The organism is Streptomyces sp. NPDC050560, from assembly GCF_044457285.1.
Taxonomy (GTDB): Bacteria; Actinomycetota; Actinomycetes; order Streptomycetales; family Streptomycetaceae; genus Streptomyces.
In genome coordinates, this window is record NZ_JBITGT010000004.1 from 1 (window position 1) to 25960 (window position 25960).

Below are 25960 nucleotides of genomic sequence, written 5' to 3' on the forward strand. Positions count from 1 at the left end.
AACGGCTCGATCACCGCCCACGATTCATCGGTCACCTCATGACGACGCACCACGAACAGACCAACGACGCCACAACTTTGCGGACACGCCCTAGGAGCTGTCGCCACTTTCGTGGAGACTCGGCGCACAATGGCCCCCAGACCAGGGCCGGGAGTGGAAGAGTCGTATCCATGCAGGACTGGCCTGGACAGGCGTACCCCTTCGGCGCGACGTACGACGGCGCCGGAACGAACTTCGCGGTCTTCTCGGAAGCCGCGGAGCGCGTCGAGCTGTGTCTGCTGCACGACGACGGTTCCGAGACCGCCGTCGAGCTGCGGGAGTCCGACGCGTTCTCGCGGCATGTCTACCTCCCGGGGGTGATGCCGGGGCAGCGCTACGGCTTCCGTGCGCACGGCCCGTACGAGCCCGAGCGCGGGCTGCGGTTCAACTCGTCGAAGCTGCTCCTCGACCCGTACGCGCGCGCGGTCAGCGGGCAGATCTCCTGGGGCGAGGAGGTGTACGGGTACCCGTTCGGCTCGCCCGAGCAGCGCAACGACCTGGACTCTGCCCCGCACACGATGGCGTCCGTGGTGGTCAACCCATACTTCGACTGGGGCGACGACCGCCCGCCGCGCACCGAGTACCACCGCACGGTGATCTACGAGGCCCATGTGAAGGGCCTGACGATGCTGCACCCGGCGCTGCCCGATGAGCTGCGCGGCACGTACGCGGCGCTGGCGCACCCGGCGATCCTTGAGCACCTGACGGAGCTGGGCGTGACGGCGCTCGAACTGATGCCGGTGCACCAGTTCGTCAACGACCACCGGCTCGTCGACATGGGCCTGAACAACTACTGGGGCTACAACACGATCGGCTTCTTCGCGCCGCACAACAAGTACGCGTCCTGGGGCGACCGGGGGCAGCAGGTGCTGGAGTTCAAGTCGGCGGTGCGGGCGCTGCACGAGGCGGGCATCGAGGTCATCCTCGACGTGGTCTACAACCACACGGCGGAGGGCAACCACCTGGGTCCGACGCTGTCGTTCCGGGGTCTTGACAACGCCTCCTACTACCGGCTGACGGACGACCCGCGCTACTACATGGACACCACGGGCACCGGGAACTCGCTGCTGATGCGCTCCCCGCACGTGCTCCAGCTCATCATGGACTCGCTGCGGTACTGGGTCACCGAGATGCACGTGGACGGCTTCCGCTTCGACCTCGCGGCGACCCTGGCGCGGCAGTTCCACGAGGTGGACCGGCTGTCGTCGTTCTTCGACCTGGTGCAGCAGGACCCGGTGGTCTCCCAGGTGAAGCTGATCGCGGAGCCCTGGGACGTGGGCGAGGGCGGCTACCAGGTGGGCAACTTCCCGCCGATGTGGACGGAGTGGAACGGCAAGTACCGGGACACGGTGCGCGACATGTGGCGCGGCGAGCCCCAAACGCTCGCGGAGTTCGCGTCCCGGCTGACGGGCTCGTCCGACCTGTACCAGGACGACGGGCGCCGCCCGCTCGCCTCGATCAACTTCGTCACGTGCCACGACGGTTTCACGCTGCACGACCTGGTCGGCTACAACGACAAGCACAACGAGGCCAACGGCGAGGACAACCGCGACGGCGAGAGCCACAACCGCTCCTGGAACTGCGGCGCCGAGGGCGACACGGACGACCCCGAGGTGCTGGCGCTGCGGGAGCGCCAGATGCGCAACTTCGTCGCCACCCTGATGCTGTCGCAGGGCGTGCCGATGCTCAGCCACGGCGACGAGTTCGGCCGCACCCAGCGGGGCAACAACAACGCGTACTGCCAGGACGGCGAGCTGACGTGGGTGCACTGGGACGGCGCGGGCGACGAGAGCGGTGTCGCGGCGCGCAGGCTGGCGTTCACACGCGCGATGGTGTGGCTGCGCCGTGACCACCCGGTGTTCCGCAGGCGGCGCTTCTTCCACGGCCGGCAGGTGCGGGGCACCCGGGACGAGCTGACCGACATCGCCTGGTTCACGCCCGCGGGCGAGGAGATGACGCAGCGGGACTGGAGCGAGGCGCAGGCGCGGGCGCTGACGGTGTTCCTCAACGGCAACGCGATCTCGGAGCCGGGACCGCGCGGCGAGCGCATCCAGGACGACTCGTTCCTGCTGATGTTCAACGCGTTCCCCGAGCCGATGGACTTCGCCGTCCCGGTCAACCACGGCAAGCAGTGGCAGGTCATCGTGGACACGGCGCGGGAGGACGGCGTGCCGCACGGCGAGGGCGCCCGGGTGAAGGCGGGCGACCGGATCACCCTCAGGGACAGGACCCTGGCGGTCCTCCAGCGCCCGGCCTAGCCCCACGCGCGCGTGGGGCCAGGACCGGCCGCACGCGCGCGTACGGTCCCGACGACGACAAGGAGCCCGGTGGTGCCGAATCCGTCCGAGCGCGACATCGAGGGCCCCGGGGGCGCGGGTGCCGCGCCGCGCGCGGGGGCCGTGCCGGTCCGCGCCACCTACCGGTTGCAGCTCCAGCCCGGCTTCCCGTTCGCCGCGGCCGAGTCCGCCGTGCCGCACCTCGCCCTCCTCGGCGTCTCCCATCTGCACCTGTCGCCGATCCTGGAGGCGGTCCCCGGCTCCACGCACGGGTACGACGTCGTCGACCACGCGCGCGTGCGGGGCGAACTGGGCGGCGAGGAGGGGCTGCGGCGGCTCGCGCGCACCGCGCGCGAGCACGGGCTCGGGCTCGTCGTGGACATCGTGCCCAACCACATGGCGGCCTCCCCCCGGCACAACGCCGCGCTGCGCGACGTGCTGCGCCACGGCAGGGACTCCGCGTACGCGCGCTGGTTCGACGTCGACTGGGAGGCGGGCGGCGGGCGGCTGCTGCTGCCGGTGCTCGGGGCCCCGCTCGGCCGCGAACTCGCCGCGCTGCGCGTCGAGGACGGGGTCCTTCACCTGGGCGGGCAGGAGTTCCCGCTGCGGCCGGGCACCGAGGACCTGCCGCCGCCCGCGCTGCTCGACGCCCAGCACTACCGGCTGTGCTGGTGGCGCCTTGCGCGTACGGAGCTGAACTACCGCAGGTTCTTCACCATCTCCGAGCTGATCGGCCTCAGGGTGGAGGACCCCGAGGTGTTCGACGCCACCCACGCCACGGTGCTCGGGCTGCTGCGCGAGGGCGTGGTGGACGGCCTGCGGGTGGACCACCCCGACGGGCTCGCCGACCCCGGCGGCTATCTGGAGCGGCTGCACAAGGCCACGGGGGGCGCCTGGACGGTGGTGGAGAAGGTCCTCGCGGACGGGGAGCGGCTGCCCGCGTCCTGGCCGGTCGCGGGGACCACGGGCTATGACGCGCTGCGGCACGTGGACGGCGTCCTGACCGACGGGGCGGGCGCCGCGGAACTCGCCCGCGGCTACCGGGCGTTCGCCGCGCCCGCGCCTGACCTCGGCGGCGACTGGGCGGCGACGGTGCGCCGGGCCGCGTACCGGGTCGTCACCCATGACCTGGCGGCCGAGATGGACCGTCTCACGCGCGTGTGCGCGCGGGTCTGCGCCCTGGACCCCGGCCTGCGCGACCACGCGCCGTGGGCGCTGCGCCGGGCGCTCGGCGAACTGCTGGTGCGGCTGCCGGTCTACCGGCCGTACGGCGCCGAGGACGCGGCCCTGCTGCTGCCCTGGCGCACGGTGGAGGAGGCGGAGGCGGCCTTCGAGGTGCCCGAGGAGGCGGCGGCGGTCCGCGCGGTGCGGGGGCTGCTGGCCGGTGGCGACGGGGCGGGTGCCGGGGCCGTGGCGGGCGGCGTGGATGAGGCCGACGGGGCGGGCGCGGGGGTGCGGGAGCTGCGGGCGCGGTTCGCGCAGGTCGCGTCGGCGCTGCGGGCCAAGTCGGTGGAGGACAGCGCCTTCTACCGGTACCCGGCACTGCTGTCCGCGACGGAGGTCGGCGGCGAGCCGGGGCGGCCCGCGCTCGAACCCCGGGACTTCCACGCGTACTGCGCGCGCGTGCAGCGCGACTGGCCCGGGACCGGCACGGTGCTGTCCACGCACGACACCAAGCGCAGCGCCGACGTGCGCGCCGCGATCGCGGTGCTCGCCGAGTGCCCCGAGCGGTGGGCGGCGCTGCTCGACGAGGTGACGGCGGCCGCGTCGGGCGCCCCGGCGCCGGACGGCGCGACCGCGTGGGCCGCCTGGCAGACCGCGGTGGGCATCGGGCCCGTGGAGCCGCGGCGGCTCGTCGACGCGCTGCTGAAGCAGGTGCGGGAGGCCGGTCTGCGGACCACCTGGACCGAGCCCGACGCCGGGTACGAGGAGGCGGTGACGGCGTTCGCGGCGGCCGCACAGGACGCCGCCGCGGGCCCGCTCGCCGCGTTCGCGCGCGAGCTGCGGGAGCCGGTACGCGCGCGCGTACTGGCCGCGGCCCTACTGCACCTGACGATGCCGGGGGTGCCGGAGCTGTACCAGGGCACCGAGCGCGTATACCGGGCCCTGGTGGACCCCGACAACCGGGCCCCGGCCGCCTTCGACGCGGAAGCGCTGCGCGCGCTCGCGGCGGACGGCGCGGGGCTCGACGGCGAGAAGGCGGCGCTGACACTGGCGGCGCTGGGGCTGCGGGCGCGCCGCCCCGAGGCGTTCGGTGAGCGGGGCGGGTACACGCCGCGGCACGCCGAGGGGCCCGCGGCCGCCCATCTGCTGGCGTTCACGCGCGCGGACGCCGCGCTGACGGCGGTGGTGAGGCTGCCCCTGCGGCTCGCGCGGGCGGGCGGCTGGCGCGGCACCGCGCTCGTGCTCCCGCCGGGCGTGTGGCGCGACACCGGGCCGCGGGGGACGGAGCACGAGGGGCGTACGGCGGCTGACGACCTGTTCGCGGGCGCGCCCGCGGTGCTGCTGGAGCGCACGGGCTGACACGCGCGCCGCGCGCGCTACTCGGTGAGCCTGAACTCCATCTCGCCGAAGGTGACCTGGTCCCCGACGCGCACCACGGCGGCGCTCGCGACCCGGCGCCCGTTGACCGTGGTGCCGTTGGTCGAGCCGAGGTCGCGCAGCACCCACATGCCGCCCTGCCAGGTCAGCTCCGCGTGCATGAGGGAGACCGTGGCGTGGCTGAGCCGCAGGCCGTTGCGCGGGTCGCGGCCTATGCGCAGCGGCGCCGTCACGCCCTGGGCGGGCAGCAGCAGCTTCGGCAGCCGCTCGGCCCGCCACGCCCTGCGCAGCCGCTCGCGGAAGCCCGACACGGCCTCGACGGCGCCGAAGAACGCGCGCGACAGGCCGCGCTCGGTGCGCAGGTCGGCGGTGAGCGCGGCAAGCTCGTCGGCCCTGCGGGCGGCGAGCGCGAGTTCCATACGGCGCATGAACGTGTCGTACGAGAGCTTGCCCTGGGCGACGCCGTCGCGCAGGACGACGAGCGTTTCCTCCCGCTCGGCGTCGGACATCCGCAGGGGGACGGGATTCTGTTCGAAGGGCGACGTCACAGACGTGATTGTCGGTCAGGCGGACCGGGGCTGTCCAGAAATCGGGGCGCGGCCCTGGGCCCGGCTGTCGGACCCGCGGGGCAGACTGGGCGGGAAACGGGGCAGGAGTGGGAGGTGGCCGCGTGGGCGGCGACGTGAGACGAGGGGAGCCGGCGTGGAGTTCGAGGTGTGGGCGCCGTCGTCCGAGCGGGTCGGCCTCCGGCTCGGGGACGCGACGGTGCCGATGGGGCGGGACGCCGGGCGCGCGGGCTGGTGGACGGCCGAGGCGCCCGCGGGCCCCGGCGACCGGTACGGCTTCGTGCTCGACGGCGGCCCCGTGCTGCCCGACCCCCGGGCGCGCCGCCTGCCGGACGGGCCGGAGGAGCCCGGCGCGGTGGTCGACCTAGGGGCGTATCCGTGGCGGCACCCGTGGGCGGGCGCCGGGCTGACGGGCGCGGCGCTGTACGAGCTGCACGTGGGCACGTTCACCCCCGAGGGCACCCTGGACGCGGCCGCCGGGCGCCTCGGGCACCTGGCGGAGCTGGGGGTCAGCCATGTCGAGCTGATGCCGCTGTGCCCGTTTCCCGGGCGGCACGGCTGGGGGTACGACGGCGTGGCGCCCTGGGCGGTGCACGAGCCGTACGGCGGCCCCGAGGCGCTGTGCCGCTTCGTGGACACGGCGCACGGGCTCGGGCTCGGGGTGGTGCTCGACGTGGTGCACAACCACCTGGGCCCCTCGGGCAACCATCTGCCCGCGTTCGGCCCGTACTTCACGGAGGCCCACCGCACGCCCTGGGGCGCGGCGGTGAACCTGGACGGTCCCGGCTCCGACGAGGTGCGCGCGTACTTCGTCGGCAGCGCGCTCGCCTGGCTGCGCGACTTCCGGCTCGACGGGCTGCGCCTCGACGCCGTGCACGCGCTGGCCGACACGCGCGCGTACCCGTTCCTCGAAGAGCTGTCTGCGGCCGTGGACGGGCTCGCCGAGGAGGTGGGCAGGCCGCTGTTCCTGGTGGCCGAGTCGGACCTCGGGGACCCGCGGGTGATCACCCCGCGCGCGGAGCACGGCCTCGGGGTGGCGGCGCAGTGGAACGACGACTTCCACCACGCCCTGCACACGGCGCTGACGGGCGAGTCCCAGGGCTACTACGCGGACTTCGCGCGCGCCCCGCTCGCCGCGCTCGCCAAGACGCTGCGCGGCGGCTTCTTCCACGACGGGACCTACTCGTCGTTCCGCGGCCGCCACCACGGCCGCCCGCTGGACCGCACCCGCACCTCGGCGCACCGGCTGCTCGCGTACGCGCAGACGCACGACCAGATCGGCAACCGCGCGCGCGGCGACCGGCTCGCCGCCGCCCTCTCCCCCGGGCTGCTCGCCTGCGCCGCGGCGCTGGTGCTGACGTCGCCCTTCACACCGATGCTGTTCATGGGCGAGGAGTGGGGCGCCGACACCCCCTGGCAGTACTTCACCGATCACACCGACCCGCGGCTCGCCGAGGCGGTGCGGGTGGGCCGGCGGCGGGAGTTCGCGGAGCACGGCTGGGCGGAGAGCGACATCCCCGACCCCCAGGACCCCGCCACCCGGGACCGCTCCTGCCTCGACTGGTCGCAGCCCGCGCGGCAGCCGTACGCGCGCCTGCTCGACTGGCACCGCGAACTGCTGGCGCTGCGCCGCGCCCAGCCCGACCTGCTCGACCCGGCGCTGGCCGCCGTCGGGGTCGCCTTCGACGAGGAGGCGCGCTGGATCGCGGTGCGGCGCGGCGACCTCAGGATCGCGGCGAACCTGTCGGACGCGCCGGTCGAGGTGCCGCTCGGCGGGCGCCCCGCGCGCGTGCTCGCCGCCTGGCTCCCCGGGCGGACCGCGGCGCCGGGCCCCGACGGGCTGCTGCGGCTGCCCGCCGAGTCCTGCGTGGTGCTGGCGCAGGGCTGAGCGGGGGCCGTACGCACGCGGGGGCGGGGCCGGGGCCCGGGGGGCGGCCGGTGGAGCCCCTCGGCCGGTGGCTCCGTCAGCCGTTGGTCTCTATCAGGTCGTAGGTGGCGGAGGTGTGCTCGCCGACCAGCAGTTCATAGCTGCCGACGGCCCACACCCGGCCGGTGCGGCCGACCGGCGCCAGGTCGTTCACCGCGTACGACTGGGTCCGGCCCGAGGCGACGGTGGCGCCCTGCTCGCGGGTCCAGCGGGCGCCGTCGTAGTGCCAGAAGACGGGCGGCCCCTCCCAGCCCGCGGGATCACCCGTCACATAGACGCCGCCCCTGCCGTCGCCCGCGACCCGCTCCGCGAAGAGCCCGGCGACGGGTCCCGTGACGTCGCGCCAGGAGCGGCCGTTCCAGTGCAGCACGGTGGTGTCGTCGCCGCCCTCCGGGGTGCCGGCGCCGGTGCGGCCGACGGCGTAGACGCTGTGCGCGGACTGTGTGAAGACCGAGCTGAGCATGAGGCCGGGGTGGCCGGGCACGGGCACCTCGCGCCAGCGCGCGCCGTCCCAGCGGGCGACGAGCGGCGAGGGGCGGCCGTCGGTCCAGGAGTAGCCAGCCGCCCAGGCGGCGCCGGGCGAGGCCGCGTCGACGTCCTCGATGTCCGCGGCATCGCCGAGGTCGCCCAACTGCCAGGCGCCGTGCGCGTACGAGGTGCTCCACCGGTCGCCGACCAGCCAGACCCGGCCGGGCACCGCGGTGACCTGGGCGAAGCCATGGGCGGCGCCGTCGGGCAGGTCGGGCATGTGCCGCTCGCGCCAGCGGACGCCGTCGAAGTGGACGAGCTTCTCGCCGCCGCCCGTGGTGGACCAGCCGTACGCCCACACGTCGTCGGGCGCGGCGGCGGAGACCGAGGTCCAGTAGCTGACGTCGGGCAGCCCGGGGGCGGTGTCCTGGGCCCAGCGCGCGCCGTCCCAGCGCATGATCACACCGCCGGGTGCGGAGCCGGGGCCCGCCTGCTGTCCGACGGCCCAGGCGGCGTGCGGGCCCGCCGAGGTCACGGAGCTGAGGATCGCGGTGGTGGACAGCGTGCCGGCCTCGGAGACCCGCCAGGGCCCCGTGGCGGGGGCGGCGAGCGCGGCGGGGGCGGCGAGGGCGGTGGCGCTCAGGGCGGCGGTGGCGGCGAGCGCCCTGCCGAGCACCCGGGCCCTGGCGCTGCCGCGCGCGGGCCTCCGTGCGGGGTCCTGCGGTCTGGTGCGTGTGCTCATGGTTCCCCTCCTGTACGGCCTGTCGGGTCCGTGCGGCCCGCCGAGTCGTGCGGCCCGCCGAGTCGTGCGGCCCGCCGAGTCGTGCGGCCCGCCGCTTCGCGGCTGCCGGGTCGCGGCCTGTCGCGCGGGCCGCAGCCGCGCGTGGGACAGCGGCGTCCGGGCCGTGCGTGTCGGCGCGGGCTGCCGCGGGTGCGCCGGAGCGCGTGGGTGTGCGGCGGGGCGCCCGCGCGGGCCTTCGTGCCCCTTATGCCTCACAAGACCCGTGGCGGGCGGGGTTCGTTGTCCACCCGGACGGTGACGGCCCGGCCAACTCCAGGTGAACGGGCGCGTGTTGCGCGATGGTGTGGCGGGCGCGCGGTGGTTCAGCGGGCCGCGGGGGCCGCGTCCCCTGGGTCCTCGCCGGTGAGGCGTTCGAGGAGGATGGGCTCCCAGGCCCGCCACATCCCCTCGCGCAGCGCGGACAGCGCGCCGTCCTTGCCGCCCGCCGCGGCGTCGGCGCCCGCCGTGCGCAGCGCCGCGGCGAAGCGGACCACGGCGTCGCAGCGGGCCAGCCAGAGCCCGCGCAGGCACTGCCGTGCGCCGTACCCGGCTAGGGTCGCGGCCCGTACGGCGGCGGGGGCGCCGAGCGCGGCGGCCAGGCCCGCGATGTCCTCCGCGGGGTCGCCGAGAGCGGCGTCGCCCCAGTGCAGCACCCCGCCGAGCCGCCCGTCGCCGGTGAGCCCGAGGTGCCGTCCTGTGAGGGCGCGGTGCACCAGGACGCCGCCGGGCGGCGCGGCGAGCTGGGCCAGCGCCCGGCCGCCGAGCGGTGCGAACCTGGCGGGCCCGAACTCGCCCTCGTCGGCGAGCGCCCGCGCCGCGCGCACCGCGCTGGCGCGCAGCCGCTCCAGCGGCCTTGCCGGGGCCGCGGGGAGCCCGAGCATCGCCGCCTGCGCGGCGGGCACCGCGCGCAGCCCGCCGAGCAGGTCGGCGAGGTCGGCCTCGCCGCCCGGCGAGACCGTGCCGCGGTCGCCGAAGGCGCCGGGCAGCCGGGTGTCCACGGTGTAGGCGAGAGCGGCGGCCCAGGTGCCGTGCCCCGCGCTCGACGCGACGGCGGCCCTGGTGTGCGGACGCACCAGGTCGCGTACCGCGCGCTCGCGGTCGAGGCGGGCCGAGGCGTCCGCGTCGTGTGCGCAGCGCAGTACGTGGGCGCGGCCCGCCCACCAGGTGAAGTGGCCCGCGCCCGTAGTGGCCCCCGGGTGCGCCGGGTAGACGTCCGTACCGGCCGCGCCGAGCACGGCGCGGGCGAGACGGCGCGCGGTGTCTTCACCTGGCGGCTGTGGCATGGCTCGTTCCGGGGCGCGGGCTGGACGGGGCCTGGGGGTCAGTGGACGATCGCCATCTCCCTGGGCGCGTCGTTGAAGGTGCGTGCCCCGTCCTCGGTGACGGTGACGATGTCCTCCACGCGCACGCCGAAGCGGCCCGGCAGGTAGACGCCCGGCTCCACGGAGAAGCACATGCCGGGGACCAGGCGCTGCCGCTCGCCCTCGACCATGTAGGGCGGCTCGTGGGTGGTGACCCCGATGCCGTGCCCGGTCCTGTGGATGAACCGCTCGCCGTAGCCCTCGCGCGTGATGATCTCGCGTGCCACCCGGTCCACGTCCTGGCAGGCGATGCCGGGGCGTACCGCGGCCACGGCGCTGCGCTGCGCCTCCCGGACCACGTCGTGGACCCGCTGTTCCTCGGCGGTGGGCTCGCCGACGTGGACGGTGCGGGAGATGTCGGAGCCGTAGCCGTGCATGAGGCCGCCGAAGTCGAGGACGACGGTGTCGCCGCGCTCGATGACCCGCTCGCCCGCCTCGTGGTGCGGGTCGGCGCCGTTGGGGCCCGAGCCGACGACGGTGAAGTCGACCTGGGAGTGCCCGAACTGGCGCAGCAGCGCGGCCAGGTCGGCGGCGACCTCGCGCTCGGCGCGGCCCTCGAAGCGCACGCGCGTGATCTCCGCGTACGCCGCGTCGGCCGCGGCCCCCGCGGCGGCCAGGCGCCCGAGCTCCGCGGCGTCCTTGACGGCCCGCAGCATGGGCAGCACGTCGGAGAGGGCCGCGTAGGAGGTGCCGGGCAGCCGCCCGCGCAGACCGAGCAGGTGCAGGGCCCAGGTGTTGTCGCTGATGCCGTAGCGGCCCTCGGGCGCCATCAGGGGGGCGGTGACGTCGTACGGGTCCTGCTCGTCGCGCCAGTCGCGCAGGGTCAGGGCGGGGCCGCCGGGGGCGTGCTCCACGTCGCCCGCCTCCAGGGCGGGGACCACCAGTTCCGGGTGGGCGCCGGGGGCGAGCACCAGCAGGGTGAGGCGCTCGGTGTCGGCGGGCGGCCGGTAGCCGGTGAGCCAGTCCATGTCCGGCCCCGGTGCGATGAGCAGCCCCGCGAGGCCCGCGTCGGCGGCGGCCTGCGCGGCGCGCTCCATCCGGTTCCGGTAGTCGTCTGCCGTGAAGGGCGCGGGCGCGGTGGACATCGGGGCCTCCAGACCTCCCTCGGGCCACCGGTGGGCGGCCCCTACGAGCAGCATCCTGCCCGCCCCGACGGGTCCCCGCACCCCCGTGGGGGCCGGCGCCGGTCCGCGGGGCGGGCATGCGCACGTGCGTGCCGCGGGCCGGCTAGCCGACGGCGGCCGGTGACGGGGACGCCGGGAACGGCACCGGGGGCGGCCCGGGGAGCGTGAAGCGGGCGGGGGGCTCGGGGGCGGCCGGGTCGGCGGGAGCCGCGGGGCCGGGCGCGGGGGCGGCGGGCTCCGGTGCCGTGGCGGCGGGCGGTGCCGCGGTGGGCGGTGTGAGGTCGGCGGCGCCCGGTGGCGGGGGCAGCAGTGCGGTGCTGCCCGCGGGGCGCCGCACGCGCGGGGTCAGATTGCGGGCGAGGTCGGCCTCGCGGTAGCGGCGGCAGCCGCGGTGCCAGTTGAGGATGCCGGACATCCAGTTCTGGAGCTGGCCGACGTAGCGGTCCAGGGTGGCGCGTGCCTCGTCGTCGAGGCCGAAGTCCTCGTAGAGGACCGGGAACTCGTGCGCCGCGACATGCTGGAACTGCCGCATCCGCTGGTTCATGAGGTCGGCGACGACGGCACGCGCGCGCGGCAGGTCGCAGCCGAAGAAGTTCTGCACCACCAGGATGGCGTTGTGGATCTCGCCCTCGTACTCGATCTCCTTCTGGTACGAGAAGATGTCGTTGAGCATGCACGCGTAGTCCATGGCGGCGTTCTCCAGGGACTGCACGGGGCCCGAGCGGTAGATCTCCGGGGGCACGTGGGGGCCGTGGCCGAGGCGGCAGAGGTTCTTGGTCAGCTCGGAGCCGAAGGTGGCGCGGCGCATCTCGACGTAGTCGACGGGGTCGGGGACGCGGTGGCACGCCTGGTTGGCGACCTCCCACACCCATGCCTCTGTCATCACGTCGACGGCGTGCTTCATGGTGCGCCGCGCCGCCTCGTCCATGGGGGCGGTGGTGCGCAGCCAGAGGTCGACGAGGCCGCGTTCCATCGCGTTCGCCGGTGGCGGAGGGGGCTCCTCGCCCTCCAGGGGCATACAGGCCGAGAGGCGCCGGGAGCAGAGCCGCGCGGCGGCCACGTCGCGGCGGTGGCCGAAGACGAGCGGGTAGTAGTCGTCGCCGTAGGTGCCCCAGGCGAGCCAGGCCGAGGTGAGGTCGAGAGCGTCGGCGGCGGCGTCGGGGTGGATGCCCGCGGAGCACAGCGGCAGGTCGTACGCCGTCAGCTTGTGCTCGTCCCATACGCCCTCGGCGAGGATGCCCATGCCCTGCGCCCAGTCCCGCAGCCGGTGCCTCGCGCCCTCCAGATGGCCGCTGAGGCGGAGCGGGTACGGCATCGCGAACTCGGGCAGCACGGAGGGCCCCACCCGCTGGAAGGGCACGTGGGTGTGCCGGCGCAGCCGCTCCGCGCCGACGGCCCGCAGCAGCCGCGCCGGGTCGGCGCCCGCCGTGCCGAGGCCCGCGGGGCCGCCGGGCGGGTCGGCGTCGAGTGCGCCCTCGTTCATGTACCGGCTGGAGCGCAGGTGCCACTCGTGACCGCCGGACTGCCAGTCCGTCAGACCCTTGGTGTACGCGGCGACGGCGGCGGTCTCGGGGGGCGTGAGGCCCTGCTCCAGGCAGAGGGCGGGGACCTCGGTGAGCGCCGTGTGCTCGAACTGGTGCAGGCGCGAGGTGAGGACGTCGTTGACCATCTCGGCGGCCTCCTGGGTGGAGCAGCCGAAGAAGGTCTCCAGGACGAGCACGCCGTTGCTCAGCTCGCCCTCGTCCTCGACCTCGCGCTGGTACGAGAACAGGTCGTTGCGCAGGTGGACACCGTCGGAGAACGTCTCCATCAGCACCCGCAGCGGCCGCTCGCACGCCACGGACGCGGGGACCTCCGAGGTCGCGTACTCGACGAGCCCCGCCGACCAGGGGGCGCCGCCGACCTTGCGGCGCATCTCGATGTACTCGACCGGGTTGGCGATCCGGCCCTCGTTGATGTTGGACAGCTCCCACAGGGACTCGTTGAGCAGGTTCTCCGTGCTGCGTGCGAAGCGCTCGCGCCAGCCCTGGGACATCGCGGGGACGGTGCGCGCCCAGAGGTCGGCGAGGCCCGCCTCGACCGGGTTGACCGGCTCGGGCACGGGGGCTGCGTCGTCCATCGGCATGAAGAGCGGCAGCCGGTCGAGGTACTCCTTGCCGCCGACGCGGTCCTGGCTGCGCTTGAAGGTCTCCAGGAAGTGGTCGTCGAAGAAGAAGACCCACACGTACCAGTCGGTGATGAGCGACAGCGTCCGGCCGTCGCAGTCCGGGTGGGTGTAGGCGCACAGCAGGGCGTAGTCGTGCGCCTCCAGGTCGGCCGCTTCCCAGACGCCGGAACCCTCCAGCATGCCCATGCTCCCGGCCCACTCGCGGGTGTGCGCCCTGGCCTCCTCGACATGCGGATTCAGCCCGGCGGGATACGGCATGTAGAACTGCGGGAGTGCGAACGGCTTGGTCATGGCCCGGCCCTACCCACGCCCCCGGCGGCCATCCGCCATGCCCCAGTTGATCACACCATCGCGTGAACTGTGCGGCAGGGGTTGCACATGGGCGACTCTTCGGGCACTCGCCCCCGGCTGCTCCCCCACCCGGTGTCCACGCACGCCGCCCCGGCCGCCGACACCTGCGCGTTCGCCCCTGGCGGACCCGATCTCCCCTTCCTTGCCCCGCCTTCGGTGCCGAGTAATGCTGATTACATGATTACAAAGGAGCACGATGACGAGATCCGGGGCTGGTTCGCGGGGCGGCTGCCCGGCGATCTGTTCGAGGGCGCTCCAGAGGTGACCGCCGACCGCGAGGAGATCACCGTGGTGGGCGGGATCCCCGCGCCCGACCTCGCCGGGTCGGCCTCGCCCGCCGAGCGTCAGGCCGCCGCCGAGGGCCGCCTCCAGGAGTTCCGCGAGCGCACCAGGGAGCGGCGCATGGCGGTCGCCAGGGACGCCGAGCGGCGCTTCGGCCGGAAGGTCTCCTGGGGCGCCGAGTGCGACGGCGTCAGCGCCCTCTTCACCCATGTCGCCGCGCCGGTGATGACACGGCTGCGGCAGCCGGAGCGGCGGGTGCTCGACACCCTGGTCGCCGCGGGCGTCGCCCGCAGCCGCAGCGACGCCCTCGCCTGGTGCGTGCGCCTGGTACGCCGGCACACCGACGACTGGCTCACGGAGCTGCGCGACTCCCTGGAACACGTCGAGCGGGTACGCGCCCAGGGGCCGGACGTGACACACGCGCGGGAGGCCGACGCGGCACCGGACACCACCGACGAGCAGAACTGACGCCGCCCGGCGGCGTCGTCACCTCCCCTGCTCTTGCGGGCGCAGGGCGGGAATCCACACTCGCATCGCTCCGTCCTGGCGATTGGCCCAGGCGTGGTACGGGACGGCGAGCAGCGGCAGCGGTTCGGCCTCCGGGGGTGCCTTGCGGGCGGTGGCGGCGAACGCGCCCTCACGGAACGGACCCGCGCCTTCACCGAACTCACCTGAGAACCCACCGCACTTGGCCCGCGGCGCGGACCGGGGGCGGGCGGCACCCGCGGAAGGCGGGGAGGCCGCACGCCCGCCGGTCCGCGCCGAGCGTGCACCATGCCGCGGTGCGGCAGACCATCGCGGCGGACCTGTCGGCCGGTCGACGGCGCGCATGGCGCCCGGGGTGATGCGACGCGGTACGAGGCTCCCGGCGGGCCTCGCCGACAGCCCTGAATCGTTCTTAAGAAACTTGATCAAGCCCTGTTGCTGTCGAGGGCGTTGACATCGGCTCGGGCCCGCGCAAAGGATAGTCGGCGCAACGTTGAAACGTTCCAAAACCTTCGGGCCGCTCGACCGCGAAGGGCGATGGACCGTGCCCGAGGCCGTCCCCGGCAGGGCGCGTCGCCCCGCGGGCCCCTGCGCAACGCACACGCGATCACCGTCGGCGGCTGTCCTGCATGGCAGCGCCCGGGGACCCGTCCGTCAAAGCGAGGCCCTTTCCCGCCCGTCCCAGGAGGACCGATGGAAGACAGCAAGCCCGCCCTTGGCCGCAGAGACCTCCTCAAGATCAGCGGCGGTGTCGGCATGGCGGCGGCGCTCTCGGGCTGGGCCGGTGCCGGCTCCGCCGAGGCGGAGTCGACGAGTGTCGCCGACAGGTTCATCAGGGCGCAGCACGCGCTCCTGGACAACCCGGAGGGCAAGTACCGGCCGGGCACGAGGTGGTGGCTGGCCGAGGGGCTGCACACCGACGCGACCATCAAGGCCGACATGAAGACGCTGCACGACATGGGCATCGGCTCGGTGGAGATCGTCTGCATGCCCGAGCCCAACGTGGACAGCGACCTGAGCGACACGGTCTTCGTCGAGAACACCACGGGCAGGACGCCGCAGCAGACCTACAGTTGGGGGTCCGACGAGTGGTGGCACGACACGAAGCTCATCATCCAGGAGGCCAACAAGTACGGCATGGGCTTCTCCCTGACCAGCGGCACCCACTGGGCGAACGCCAACCTGCCCATCGAGAACCTGAAGTTCGACGACGACGGCGCGGGCAAGGCGCTGGGCTACGCCATTCGGACCACGACCGGCGGCACCGCGTTCAGCGGCACGCTGAAGCGGTCCGCGATGACGGTGGAAGGACCCGTGCGGCAGGACCTGGTCTCGGTGGTCGCGATGCGGCGGGCAGCGGACAACACCGGCTCCGTCACCTCCGCAGGTGAGATCTCCGGCACGATGAGCTACACCGGCAAGTCGGTCGTGCTGACCGGCGAGGTCACCCTCGACGGCGTCCCCGTGACCGAGGCGACGATGAAGGACCCCACGGGCCAGCGCGCTTTCGCGCTGAGCTGGACGCCGCCCGAGGGCACGGGGACCTGGGACGTCTACGCGTTCTGGATGCAGGCGACCGGCCAGTCGCCGACGCCTTCGGCCACGAGGAACGTGACCATCAACTACATCGACCCGGCCGGGATGAACGCCTTCATCGACTACTACAAGAACCATGTGTTCGACGACCCCGAACTGAAGCGGGCCATCGCCGACAACGGCCGCGGCGAGAACTACATGGACTCCCTGGAGATCTCGACCAGCAATTCCAACGGCGGCGAGTTCTGGGGCGCCACGCTCATGGACGAGTTCCGCAAGCGCCGCGGGTACAGCCTCGAACCGTATCTGCCGTATGTCATCAGGCTCGGCTCCCGGGCGCGCGACACGTCGTTCCCTGTCACCGGTTCCGACCGGGTGACGGTGAACAAGGCGCGCAACGACTTCTTCGAGACGATCACCGACATGTACACCGACAACGTCCTCAAGCCGCTGCGGGCCTATCTGCACGACGAGATGCACATGAAGCTGCGGGCGGAGATCTCCTACGGCGTGAACTACGAGATCACCACGCCGGCCCAGGCGGTGGACTTCGTGGAGACGGAATCGCTCGAATACGGGAACCAACTGGACGCGCACCGGTCGCTGGCGGGCGCGGCCCACACATACGGGCTGCGTTACTCCAGCGAGACCGGGGCGATCAGCGGCGAGAACTACACCTGGCCGCAGGACCGGTTCATGCAGATCATGAACACCCAGTTCGCCTCCGGCATCAGCCACACGGTGTTCCACGGCTACGCGAGCATTTCGGGTGCCGACTCCAGCGACCCTTCCGACCCCTGGAACGGTACGTACTGGCCGGGCCACGAGGGTATGTACTCGCGGTTCTCGGAGCGGTGGGGCCCGCGGCAGCCGGAGTCCACGCAGTACGCCGACTACATGCTGATGATCGCGCGCACCCAGGCAGTGCTCCAGCAGGGCAAGCCGCAGATCGACCTGGCCGTGCTGCGCACCGACTACGCCTACAACAACGGCCAGCCCGAGATCGACAACATGCGGCACGGCAAGGCCGCGTACTTCAAGGACCTGGAACTCCAGGACAACGGGTACACCTACGACTACTTCGCGCCCGAGATCCTGGAGGGGCGCGGTGTCCGTTACAGCAGGACCGAAGGGCTGATCCCCGAGAACGTGGGGTACCGGGCGGTCGTCATCTACCAGGATTCCATCCGGTTGAGGAGCGCGGCGGCGGTCTACGGGCTCGCCCGTCGCGGGCTGCCCGTCGTCATCGTCAACGGCTTGACCGAGACCCTCGGCGCGACCAGGAACTACCTCAACGCCAAGGCGGCAGTGCACACCCTCGGCAACGAGGGAACCGACGCCGAGCTGGCGAAGGTGATGGCGCGGATGGCGAAGCTTCCGAACGTCAGACTGGTCGACGCGGACGTCCCGCAGAGCCCGACCGACCCCGACCCGGCGGACGCGGACTACGAGAAGAAGTACTACTACGGCAAAACCGGGGTGTACGACGCGCTGCGGAAACTCGGGGTGCGGCCGCGGGCCGAGTACGCGGAACCCAACCAGACCATCCTGACGACCCTGCGCAGGACCCACGACACCGTGTACCTGTGGGCGTACAACTACAGGGAGAAGCGCGGCGACTACAACAACACACCGATCGACGCCGGGACCGCCACGGCGTCCCTCAGTGTGGACGCGGTCGGCAGGCCCTACCGCATCGGCACATGGTCGGGCCGCGTCGAACCGCTCGCCGTGTACAGGACCTCCCGCGGCCGGACCTCGTTCGACGTGACGCTGGCGCCCGGGGAGACCACGGTGATCGCCATCGACCTGAAGAACGGGGCCGCGGCGCCCCTGCGCGGCACCGACGCGCCCCGGGGCGTCGTGACCGCGCAGGGCGCGGCCATCCTCGCCACCGACTCGGGCCGCTACACCGCCAGGCTGGCCGACGGCTCCACCGTGACGAAGAAGGTCTCCGTACCGGCCGACGTCCACCTCACCGACGCGCGGTGGAAGCTGGTGCTCACCAGTTGGACACCGGGGGACAAGGTGACCCTGACCGAGGCGCGCGACGGCTACACCACCAAAGAGGTCTCCTACACGACGCAGAAGTCCGACATCGACGTGGGCACGACCCCGCTCGTCCCGTGGAAGGACATGACATTCACGGCCCAGGACCCCGCGTCGGTGTCGGGGGTCGGCACGTACAGCACCACGTTCCGGCTGCCCAGGACGTGGAACGCCGCGAACGGCGGCCGGCTGCACATCGGCTCCACGGGCGGCGCCCTGGCCCAGGTACGGGTCAACGGGAAGAAGATCCCCGGCTACGACTTCGTCGCAGGACGCGTCGACGTGAGCTTCGCCCTGAAGGCAGGCGTCAATACGCTCCAGATCGAGGTGTCCAGCTCGCTGCGCAACCAGATGAGGGCCCTGGGCTACCCCGACCTGCCCGACGCCGACACCGTCGAGGGCGCCGTGGCGTCGTACGGCCTGCAAGGCGACGTCTCCCTGGAGACCTACACGGTCGCGGTGGTGACACCCCCGGGCCACCGCGGGTGACCGACGGGGGCGGGCAGCACTCCTTCCCCTCGCGCCGACCGCCCCGACCGCGGGGTTGGTGAAGCCATTTGCGAGCGGCGGCACCAACCCCGTACCGACGGCGTGGGGCCCGGTCGGTCTCCTTTGGTGAATCAATCGTTTGACTTGCCCTTTGCGGTGCCCTGCGGAGGGCCGGCTAGCGCGTCACGCGGTAGTGGAGGTGGACGACTCCCGAGCTGAAGGTGCGGGTCCTGACGAGTTCGAGATCCACCCGGCGCTCGTGCCGGGGGAAGAACGGGGTGCCGCCGCCGACCAGTACAGGGCAGACCCTGAGCCGGTACTCGTCGATCAGACCCGCCGCGGCCGCCGCGGCGGCCAGCGTCGCGCCGCCGATCGCGATGTCGCCGTCCCCCGGCTCGGCCCGCAACCGCTCGATCTCCTCCGCGGGGCCGCCGGAGGCCAGGCGTGCATTGCCCCGTACCGCGGACAGCGTGGTGGAGAACACCACCTTGGGGAGCCGCTTCCAGAGCGCGGCGAACTCGCGCGTCGGGAAGTCGAGCGCCGGGTCCTGCTCGGCGGTCTCCCAGTACAGCATCGTCTCGTACAGCCGTCGTCCCAGCAGATGGACGCCGGTCTCCCGCACCTCGTCGGTGGCGAGGCGGAAGACCTCCTCGTCGGGCACCGACCAGTCGAAGCCGCCGTCGGGGCCGACGACGTAGCCGTCGAGTGAGACGTTCATCGAATAGGTCACGCTGCGCATCAGAAGTCCTCCTCGGCGACGGGTCCGCCCGTACGACCGCCGGACACGGCAGAACTCATCGCCGCGTACCCGATCGGGGCGACAGGTTGAGGTGGGCCGTCATGGGTACTCGGTCGGCGCGGCTGCGCACGTCGGCCGCCCCTCTACGCGAAGGCCCCGCAGATGGAGATCGTGGCAGTGCCCCGGCCCGGAGGCCGGGAGGGGAGCGGGGTGGCGCCGACTCGCGCCACCACCGGTGACCCGCGCGGGCCGCGCGGCCGTCCCGGCGAGGGCGCCGGGGGCACGTCGCGAGGGCGCCGCCGTCGGCCGGGCTGCGGGCGTGGGCGCTGTGCGGAGGGTGCGGGAGGGGTGAGCGCGGAGTGAGCGACCCGGGGCGGGACGGCGGCGGGCGGCGGATGCTGGGCGACCTGCTCGCCGCCAGCCACATCATGCCCCTGGAGTACCTGCCGGTGCAGGCCGCCGAGAGCGCCGCTCACGCGGGCTTCTGCGAGGCGGACATCTACCTGGCCGACCTCCAAGGCCTCACCCTGCGGCTGATGCCGGGCGACGACGGGCGGCACCCCCGGCGGGAGCAGGAGGAGATCCCCGTCGACTCCACCGCGCCCGGCCGTGCCTTCCAGTACGGGCACATCGTGGACGCGAAGGCCCCCGACGCCGACGGCTACCACTGGTGGGTGCCGCTGGTCGACGGCACCGCACGTCTCGGGCTGCTGCGGCTCTGCTCCGCGCACGACGACGCCAGGGCGCGCGAGGACGCGGACCGGCTGGCGGCCCTGCTCGCGGTGGTGATCGTCAGCAAGACCCACGGCAGCGACAGCCTGGCCCGGCTGACGCGCAGCAGGCCGATGAACGTGGCGGCCGAGATGCAGTGGCAGTTGACCAACCCGCGCAGCTACGCGGACGGCCGGGTGGTGATCGCCGCCTCGACGGAGCCCGCCTACCAGGTCAGCGGCGACGCCTTCGACTACGGCACCGACGGGCCGCTGATCCATCTGTCGATCTTCGACGCGATGGGGCACGACACCGCCGCGGGCCTGACCGCGCACCTCGCCCTGGGCGCCTGCCGCAACGCCCGGCGGCAGGGCGCGAGCCTGCTGGAGGCGGGCGAGGCCGTGGAGGAAGCCCTGATCGAGCAGTACGACTACCGGCGCTACGCCACCGGCATCCTCTCCAGCCTCGACACCCGCACCGGCGAGCTGACCTGGGTCAACCGCGGGCATCCCCCGCCGCTGGTGATCCGCGGCTCACGCTGGAGCACCCACCTCACCTGCAAGCCCATGCACCCGATGGGCACCGGCCTCGGCATCGAACACCCCGCCTGTACGGAGCAGTTGGAGCCGGGCGACCGTGTCGTGTTCTACACCGACGGGATCACCGAGGCCCGCAACAGCGAGGACACCGTGTTCGGTCTTGAGCGCTTCCTCGACTTCCTCGTACGCCGCCACGCCGACCGGCTGCCCGTCCCGGAGACCCTGCGCCGCCTCACGAGGACCATCCTCGACCACCACGACGGGCACCTCCAGGACGACGCCACCATCCTGCTGTGCGAGTGGCTGGGCCCCTCGCCCGCCCCCAGCACCCGCGCCGCGGCCCTCGCGGGCGTCCCCGACCCCCACGCCACCGCGCTGCCGGGCGACGGCACGCCCATCTTCTCCAGCGAGGAGCGGAGCACCCGGCCATGAGCGAACTCACCCTCGACCCCGCCGAGACCCGGGGCCCGCGTGCCGTGGTGGCCCTCACGGGCGCCCTCGACATGCAGACCGCGGGCGACCTCTACCGCCAGGCGAGCGGCCTCCTCGCCGACCACCCGCTGCTGATCATGGACTTGTCGCGGACCACCTTCTGCGACTCCTCCGGCTACAACGCCCTGCTCCGGCTGCGCCGCCGGGCGCTGGAAGCCGGTGGCCAGCTCGTCCTCGCCGCCCCTCCCCCGGCCGTGAGCCGGCTGCTCGCCCTGACCGGCGCGGAGCAGGTCCTCGCCGTCCACAGCAGCCGCGCCGAAGCACTCGCGGCCCATCCGGCCGCCGACGGCTGACACCGGCAGGACCCTGCGCGCGAGCCGCCTGCCCAAACCCAGGCCAAGCCCATGCCTCGCGGCGGAAAAGCCGGTGGCCACTCCCTGGACGGAGAGCATGGCAGGGTGGAGGGTAGGGCACGGAGGCGGATCTGCCTCCGCGGAGGGGAGCACGATGGACTGGCAGGATTTCGCGGTGCGGATGGCCGCACTCGCCCGGGACCTCATGGCGCAGGAGTCCGTCGACAGCACGCTGCAACGCGTCACCACCTCCGCGGTCGAGATCATCGACGGCTGCGACGCGGCCGGGGTGATGGTCGTGCGCAACGGCGCCGTGCGCACCCTCGCCGCCACCAACCCCCTCGCCACCTCCTCTGACAGGCTCCAGGAGACCTACGGCGAGGGCCCCTGCATCGACACCCGGCCCGCCGCCGGCCACCGGGTGTTCCGCGTCGAGGACTTCAACGCCCCGCAGGACCGGTGGAGACGGTACGTCCCCGCCGCACGCGACCTCGGGATCGGCAGCATGATGGGGTTCCTCCTCTACACGGAGCAGGAGAGGAACCTGGGGGCGCTGAACCTCTACTCGAAGTCACCCGCGGTCTTCGACGAGGACAGCGAGATCGCGGGCTGGTCGCTCGCCTCGCACGCGGCGGTCGGCGTCGCCGGGGCCCGGCACACCGACCAGTTCCGCCAGGGCATCGAGAGCCGCCACACCATCGGCCAGGCCATGGGCATCGTCATGGAGCGCCACCACATCTCGGAGGAGGAGGCCTTCGACGCCATGCGCCGCCTCTCCCAGGAGCGCAACGAGAAACTGCGCGACATCGCGCTGCGCATCTGCCAGACCGGCTCCTTCGAACGCTGACCCGCGACCGCGCGGGATTCGGCGTGTGCCGGACGGCTCACGGCAGCCTCAGGGCTTGAGGACGACCTTCGTCCAGCCGTCGACACGGTCGTCGAAGTTGCGGTACGCCTCGGCCGCCTCGTCCAGGGGCAGTTCGTGGGACACGATGAACGAGGGCTTCGCCCTGTCGTGCCGGATGAGCTGCGCGAGGCGCCGGTTGTACGCCTTCACGTTGGCCTGGCCGGTGCCGATGCGCTGCCCCTTGAACCAGAACTGGCCGAAGTCGAAGGGGAGTTTGCCCTCCTGCGTCAACGAGTTCGGCGCGCCCTCGTCCTGCGGCAGGAAGACGCCGACGACGCCGATGGCCCCGGTCGCTTTGACGGAGGCGACCAGGTCGTTCATCGTCCGCTCCGGCCTCTCGTTCCCCTCGGGGTCGTGGGCCTGGTATCCGACGCATTCACAGCCCTTGTCGGCCCCGCCGTCGGTCAGGTCGAGGATCTGCTCCACGTGGTCGCCGCGCGAGTCGTCGACGGCCACGGCGCCCGCCTTCTCGGCCAGCCGCAGCCGGTCGGGGAGCCGGTCCACGACGATGGTCCGGCTCGCCCCGCGCAGGGTGGCCGAGTACGCCGCCATCAGACCTACGGGGCCCGCGCCGTACACCACCACGGTCTCCCCCGGGGAGACGTCGGCCAGTTCGGTGGCGTGGTAGCCGGTGGGGAAGATGTCCGCCAGCATCACATAGTCGTTCTCCTTCTCCTGCGCGTCCTCGGGAAGGACGAGGCAGTTGAAGTCCGCCCACGGCACCCTCAGGTACTCGGCCTGGCCTCCCGCGTAGCTGCCCATGGCCGCGAACCCGTAGGCGCCCCCGGGGGTGTCGGAGTCCACCGTCAGACAGAAGCCCGTGCGTCCGCGCTCGCAGTTCTCGCAGAAGCCGCACCCGATGTTGAAGGGCAGGCACACACGGTCGCCCACCCGGACCCGGTCCACACCGGAGCCGGTCTCGACGACCTCGCCCAGGTTCTCGTGCCCGAGGACACGACCGGTCTCCATGGGGGTGCGGCCCTCGTACATGTGCAGGTCGGAGCCGCAGATATTGGTGGACGTGATCCTCACCAGGGCGTCGGTCGGCCTCTCGACCCTGGCGTCCCGTACCTCCTCGACCGCGACGTCCTTCGGGCCCTTGTACACCAGCGCCTTCATTGCTGCCTCCCACTCGGTGGCCTACGGCCTTCGTGGCTCACGACGACACGGTCTGTCCCGCCGCGCCGACACAGCCGCGAGTCCCCCCTCGCGGCCCCCTGACACACCGCCCCGTCCCGATGACCGCCCTCTGCGCTCCCGCTGTACGACGACTCCCGTACGACAGCGCCGGGCCCGGTCAGACCCCGTGAGGAACCGCGAGCGAGAGGGAGAGGTGATGGCTTCACTGCCCGGCAGGCCGGTGTCCCACTGGCTGGAGGAGACCGTCCCCGCGCGTCCGCCGCTGCGGGAGAGCACCGAGGTGGACGCCGTCGTCGTCGGTGGCGGCATCGCCGGTGTCTGTGGGAGTGCCCCTGCCACGGCTCACGCTTCGACACCGGCCGAAGCGTCCTCCAGGGCGCCGCGGTGCGCCCGCTGAAGCCCGGCGGGGCGTTCCGCTCGAAGGGCGTCGAGCACGGCACCATGCACGCCCCCCGGTGAAGCCGCCGGTGTCGCAGCGGACTTCTTGCGGCCATGATGGACCCGCGCCGGCCGTTCGACAGCGGCGGCGGGCGCGGTGTCGTAGGAAGACCGACGAAGGCCGGGGGAGTTGACTGTGGAGCCTATGCGGGCGGGGGACCCGCCCACCGTCGGCGCGTACGAGCTGCTGGGGCGGCTGGGTACGGGCGGCATGGGCCAGGTGTTCCTGGGGCGTGCGCGGGACGGGCGGATGGTGGCGGTCAAGGTCGTACGCGAGGACCTGGCCGTGGACGCCCAGTTCCGGCAGCGGTTTCGCGCGGAGGTCCGGGCGGCGCGGCGTGTAGGCGGCGTATGGACCGCGCCGGTGCTGGACTGCGACACCGAGTCGGCGGTGCCGTGGGTCGCCCTCACCTATGTGGCAGGGGCGCCGCTGCAGACGGTGGTGGACTCCCTGCACGGGCCGCTGGCCGAGCGGTCGGTGTGGGCGCTGGCGCACGGGCTCGGGCAGGCGCTGACGGGGATTCACGGTGCCGGGCTGATCCACCGCGATCTGAAGCCGTCGAATGTGATGGTGTCGCCCGAGGGCCCGAGGGTCATCGACTTCGGTATCGCGCGAGCGGTGGACGCCAGTACGCGGCTCACCCGCACCGGGACCCTGCTCGGCACGCCCGGCTACATGGCGCCCGAGCAGATCAGCGGGGAGCGGCTGACGGGCGCGGTGGACGTGTTCGCGCTGGGCGCGGTGCTGGCGTACGCGGCGACCGGTCTCTCGCCGTTCTCCTGGGACGACGCGCCGCTCCACACCGTGCTGTACCGGGTGATGAACCACCCGCCCCGGCTCGGCCCCGAGGAGGGGGCGCTGCGGGGGGCACTGCGGGACCTGGTGGTGCGGTGTCTGGCGAAGGAGCCGGAGGGGCGGCCGGAGCTGGCAGAGGTGCTGCCGCTGGCGCAGGCGGGGGCGGGCACCGACCGCTGGCTGCCGCCGAAGCTGACGGCCCGTCTCGGGCGGGACGTGGCGGCACTGTTACGGGACGAGGGGCGGAGCCGCGACAGGGCGGCCGCGCGGCGCAACCAGACCACGTACGTCCCGCCGGGGGCCGGGCCCGCGGAGCCCGCCGGTGCGCTGTCGCCGCGGGACGAGCCGGTCCTCGGCGCGGCTGCGGGGCCGCGTGACTCCTCGCGGGCGGGGGCGGCACGCGCGGCCTGGACCGTGTGGAGCGGGCGACGCCGCAATCGCCATCTCCTGGGGGCGGTGTCCGCGGTGCTCGCGCTTGCGGTGGGGGGATGGCTGGTGGTGCGGGCCGGGGAGACGGGCCCGCCGCCGGAGGGCAGGGGCGGGACGGCCGGTTCGGCGGGGGCGCCGCTGGGCCACGCCGTGCCGCGGGCGGTGCGCGACGCGGGCGGGCTCACCGTCCATGTCGCCGACGACAAGGGGGCGTTGATGTATGTGGAGGACGGCACCCCGGTCGGGTTCGAGGTGGATCTGATGAAGGAGATGGGGAAGCGGCTCGGCGTGCCCGTCCGCTTCACCCGGGAGCTGGACGACGAGGACATCGCCCCTGCCGCCGTCGAGAAGGGCCGCACGGTCGAGGCCCACCTCGCGGTGAGCGATCTCGCGGACACCCCGGAGCACCGGAAGGGGTGGGGCGTGGACATGGTCGACACCGTCCGCAGCGGTTTCGGCCTCGTCGGCGACACACGGCACGAGTTCCTGTCCGAGGTGTGCGGCAAGGCGATCGTCACCTACGACGACCCGGAGCTTCAGAACGACATCCGCGACGAGGCCCGCTGCCGGCATCCGCTCCACTTCCTGCCCGCCGACCACCGCGAGGAGATGGTCGACGCGATCCGGAGGGGCGAGGCCGAGGTGGCGGTCTTGCAGTATCCGCTGGCGGCCCTGACCACGTACGAGTCGCCGGAGGCCGAGCTGACGGCCAGCCTCGTCAAGGACGCCAGGGGGCTGCGGGGCATCGCCGTTCCCGGCGGCCAGCGGGAGTTGCGGGATGCCGTGGTCGCGGCGCTGAAGGCGCTGATGAAGGACGGCACCTACCAGCGGCTGCTGAACCGGTGGGACCTCGGCGACGCGGCCGTCGGACAGGTGCAGGTTAACGGCGGGCACTGACCCGCCGCCGCTCGCCCGACGCCACGCGGGACCCCTCCCCCGGCCCTGCCCCTAGGGTTCGCGCGGACCAGCCCCACGGCTCCGGTGACACGTGCGCGCCGCGCAAGGGCCGGGCACGGCGGGGAGACACCCGAAC

At 73.5% G+C, this 25960-nt stretch carries 18 protein-coding genes; 10 read left to right on the top strand and 8 right to left on the bottom strand.

The genetic code is table 11. The annotated features are described in order from the left end of the window. Positions 1 to 170 precede the first annotated feature (170 nt). A complete protein-coding gene (gene glgX / locus ACIBIW_RS10065) occupies positions 171 to 2297 on the top strand; it encodes a glycogen debranching protein GlgX (protein WP_399334038.1) in 2127 nt (708 codons plus the stop codon). Between the two features lie 96 nt (positions 2298 to 2393). Then, positions 2394 to 4838: a malto-oligosyltrehalose synthase gene (gene treY / locus ACIBIW_RS10070; protein WP_399334833.1), complete on the top strand. Its 2445-nt coding sequence runs from the start codon at positions 2394 to 2396 to the stop codon at positions 4836 to 4838. 17 nt (positions 4839 to 4855) lie between these two features. Here the strand turns inward: treY and ACIBIW_RS10075 are convergent, their stop codons facing one another. Continuing rightward, positions 4856 to 5404 (bottom strand): FHA domain-containing protein, encoded by a 549-nt coding sequence (locus ACIBIW_RS10075; RefSeq protein WP_399334040.1) that lies wholly within the window; start codon positions 5402 to 5404, stop codon positions 4856 to 4858. Between the two features lie 154 nt (positions 5405 to 5558). On the opposite strand from ACIBIW_RS10075, the gene treZ reads away from it, so the two are divergent. Continuing rightward, positions 5559 to 7310 carry a malto-oligosyltrehalose trehalohydrolase gene (treZ, locus tag ACIBIW_RS10080; protein WP_399334042.1) on the top strand — a complete coding sequence of 584 codons (1752 nt, stop codon included), beginning with the start codon at positions 5559 to 5561 and terminating at the stop codon, positions 7308 to 7310. A 76-nt stretch (positions 7311 to 7386) separates the two neighbouring features. Here treZ and ACIBIW_RS10085 read toward each other — a convergent pair whose 3' ends face one another. From ACIBIW_RS10085 to ACIBIW_RS10100, 4 genes are all read right to left on the bottom strand, one after another. Next, positions 7387 to 8559, bottom strand: coding sequence for a hypothetical protein (locus ACIBIW_RS10085; protein ID WP_399334044.1), 1173 nt, complete (start codon positions 8557 to 8559; stop codon positions 7387 to 7389). A gap of 362 nt (positions 8560 to 8921) precedes the next feature. Next, positions 8922 to 9881, bottom strand: a complete 960-nt coding sequence (locus ACIBIW_RS10090) for a phosphotransferase (protein WP_399334046.1) — start codon at positions 9879 to 9881, stop codon at positions 8922 to 8924. 38 nt (positions 9882 to 9919) lie between these two features. After that, positions 9920 to 11044, bottom strand: coding sequence for a M24 family metallopeptidase (locus ACIBIW_RS10095; protein ID WP_399334048.1), 1125 nt, complete (start codon positions 11042 to 11044; stop codon positions 9920 to 9922). Positions 11045 to 11186: 142 nt separating this feature from the next. After that, positions 11187 to 13541, bottom strand: a complete 2355-nt coding sequence (locus tag ACIBIW_RS10100) for a germacradienol/geosmin synthase (RefSeq protein WP_399334050.1) — start codon at positions 13539 to 13541, stop codon at positions 11187 to 11189. A gap of 237 nt (positions 13542 to 13778) precedes the next feature. Between ACIBIW_RS10100 and ACIBIW_RS10105 the strand changes: the two genes are divergently transcribed. Next, positions 13779 to 14351, top strand: a complete 573-nt coding sequence (locus tag ACIBIW_RS10105; RefSeq protein ID WP_399334052.1) for a hypothetical protein — start codon at positions 13779 to 13781, stop codon at positions 14349 to 14351. Positions 14352 to 14369: 18 nt separating this feature from the next. Here the strand turns inward: ACIBIW_RS10105 and ACIBIW_RS10110 are convergent, their stop codons facing one another. Beyond that, complete coding sequence (locus ACIBIW_RS10110; RefSeq protein WP_399334054.1) at positions 14370 to 14714, bottom strand: hypothetical protein; 345 nt, start codon at positions 14712 to 14714, stop codon at positions 14370 to 14372. Positions 14715 to 15062: 348 nt separating this feature from the next. Between ACIBIW_RS10110 and ACIBIW_RS10115 the strand changes: the two genes are divergently transcribed. Further along, the gene (locus ACIBIW_RS10115; RefSeq protein WP_399334056.1) at positions 15063 to 18443 is read left to right on the top strand and encodes a glycosyl hydrolase; all 3381 of its coding nucleotides are present in this window, start codon (positions 15063 to 15065) and stop codon (positions 18441 to 18443) included. 175 nt (positions 18444 to 18618) lie between these two features. Here ACIBIW_RS10115 and ACIBIW_RS10120 read toward each other — a convergent pair whose 3' ends face one another. Beyond that, positions 18619 to 19182 (bottom strand): dihydrofolate reductase family protein, encoded by a 564-nt coding sequence (locus ACIBIW_RS10120; RefSeq protein WP_399334058.1) that lies wholly within the window; start codon positions 19180 to 19182, stop codon positions 18619 to 18621. Between the two features lie 395 nt (positions 19183 to 19577). Between ACIBIW_RS10120 and ACIBIW_RS10125 the strand changes: the two genes are divergently transcribed. The 3 genes from ACIBIW_RS10125 (at position 19578) to ACIBIW_RS10135 (ending at position 22064) form a co-directional block, all read left to right on the top strand. Continuing rightward, positions 19578 to 20864 (top strand): PP2C family protein-serine/threonine phosphatase, encoded by a 1287-nt coding sequence (locus ACIBIW_RS10125; RefSeq protein ID WP_399334835.1) that lies wholly within the window; start codon positions 19578 to 19580, stop codon positions 20862 to 20864. Next, a complete protein-coding gene (locus ACIBIW_RS10130) occupies positions 20861 to 21217 on the top strand; it encodes an STAS domain-containing protein (RefSeq protein WP_399334060.1) in 357 nt (118 codons plus the stop codon). The genes ACIBIW_RS10125 and ACIBIW_RS10130 overlap by 4 nt, the downstream gene beginning before the upstream one ends. A 154-nt stretch (positions 21218 to 21371) precedes the next feature. Beyond that, positions 21372 to 22064, top strand: a complete 693-nt coding sequence (locus ACIBIW_RS10135; RefSeq protein WP_399334062.1) for a GAF and ANTAR domain-containing protein — start codon at positions 21372 to 21374, stop codon at positions 22062 to 22064. Positions 22065 to 22112: 48 nt separating this feature from the next. Here the strand turns inward: ACIBIW_RS10135 and ACIBIW_RS10140 are convergent, their stop codons facing one another. Next, positions 22113 to 23243 (bottom strand): glutathione-independent formaldehyde dehydrogenase, encoded by a 1131-nt coding sequence (locus ACIBIW_RS10140; protein WP_399334064.1) that lies wholly within the window; start codon positions 23241 to 23243, stop codon positions 22113 to 22115. A 217-nt stretch (positions 23244 to 23460) separates the two neighbouring features. On the opposite strand from ACIBIW_RS10140, the gene ACIBIW_RS10145 reads away from it, so the two are divergent. Together ACIBIW_RS10145 and ACIBIW_RS10150 are read left to right on the top strand one after the other, a co-directional pair. Further along, the gene (locus ACIBIW_RS10145) at positions 23461 to 23661 is read left to right on the top strand and encodes a hypothetical protein (RefSeq protein ID WP_399334066.1); all 201 of its coding nucleotides are present in this window, start codon (positions 23461 to 23463) and stop codon (positions 23659 to 23661) included. Between the two features lie 186 nt (positions 23662 to 23847). Further along, positions 23848 to 25824: a serine/threonine-protein kinase gene (locus ACIBIW_RS10150; protein ID WP_399334837.1), complete on the top strand. Its 1977-nt coding sequence runs from the start codon at positions 23848 to 23850 to the stop codon at positions 25822 to 25824. Positions 25825 to 25960 lie beyond the last annotated feature (136 nt).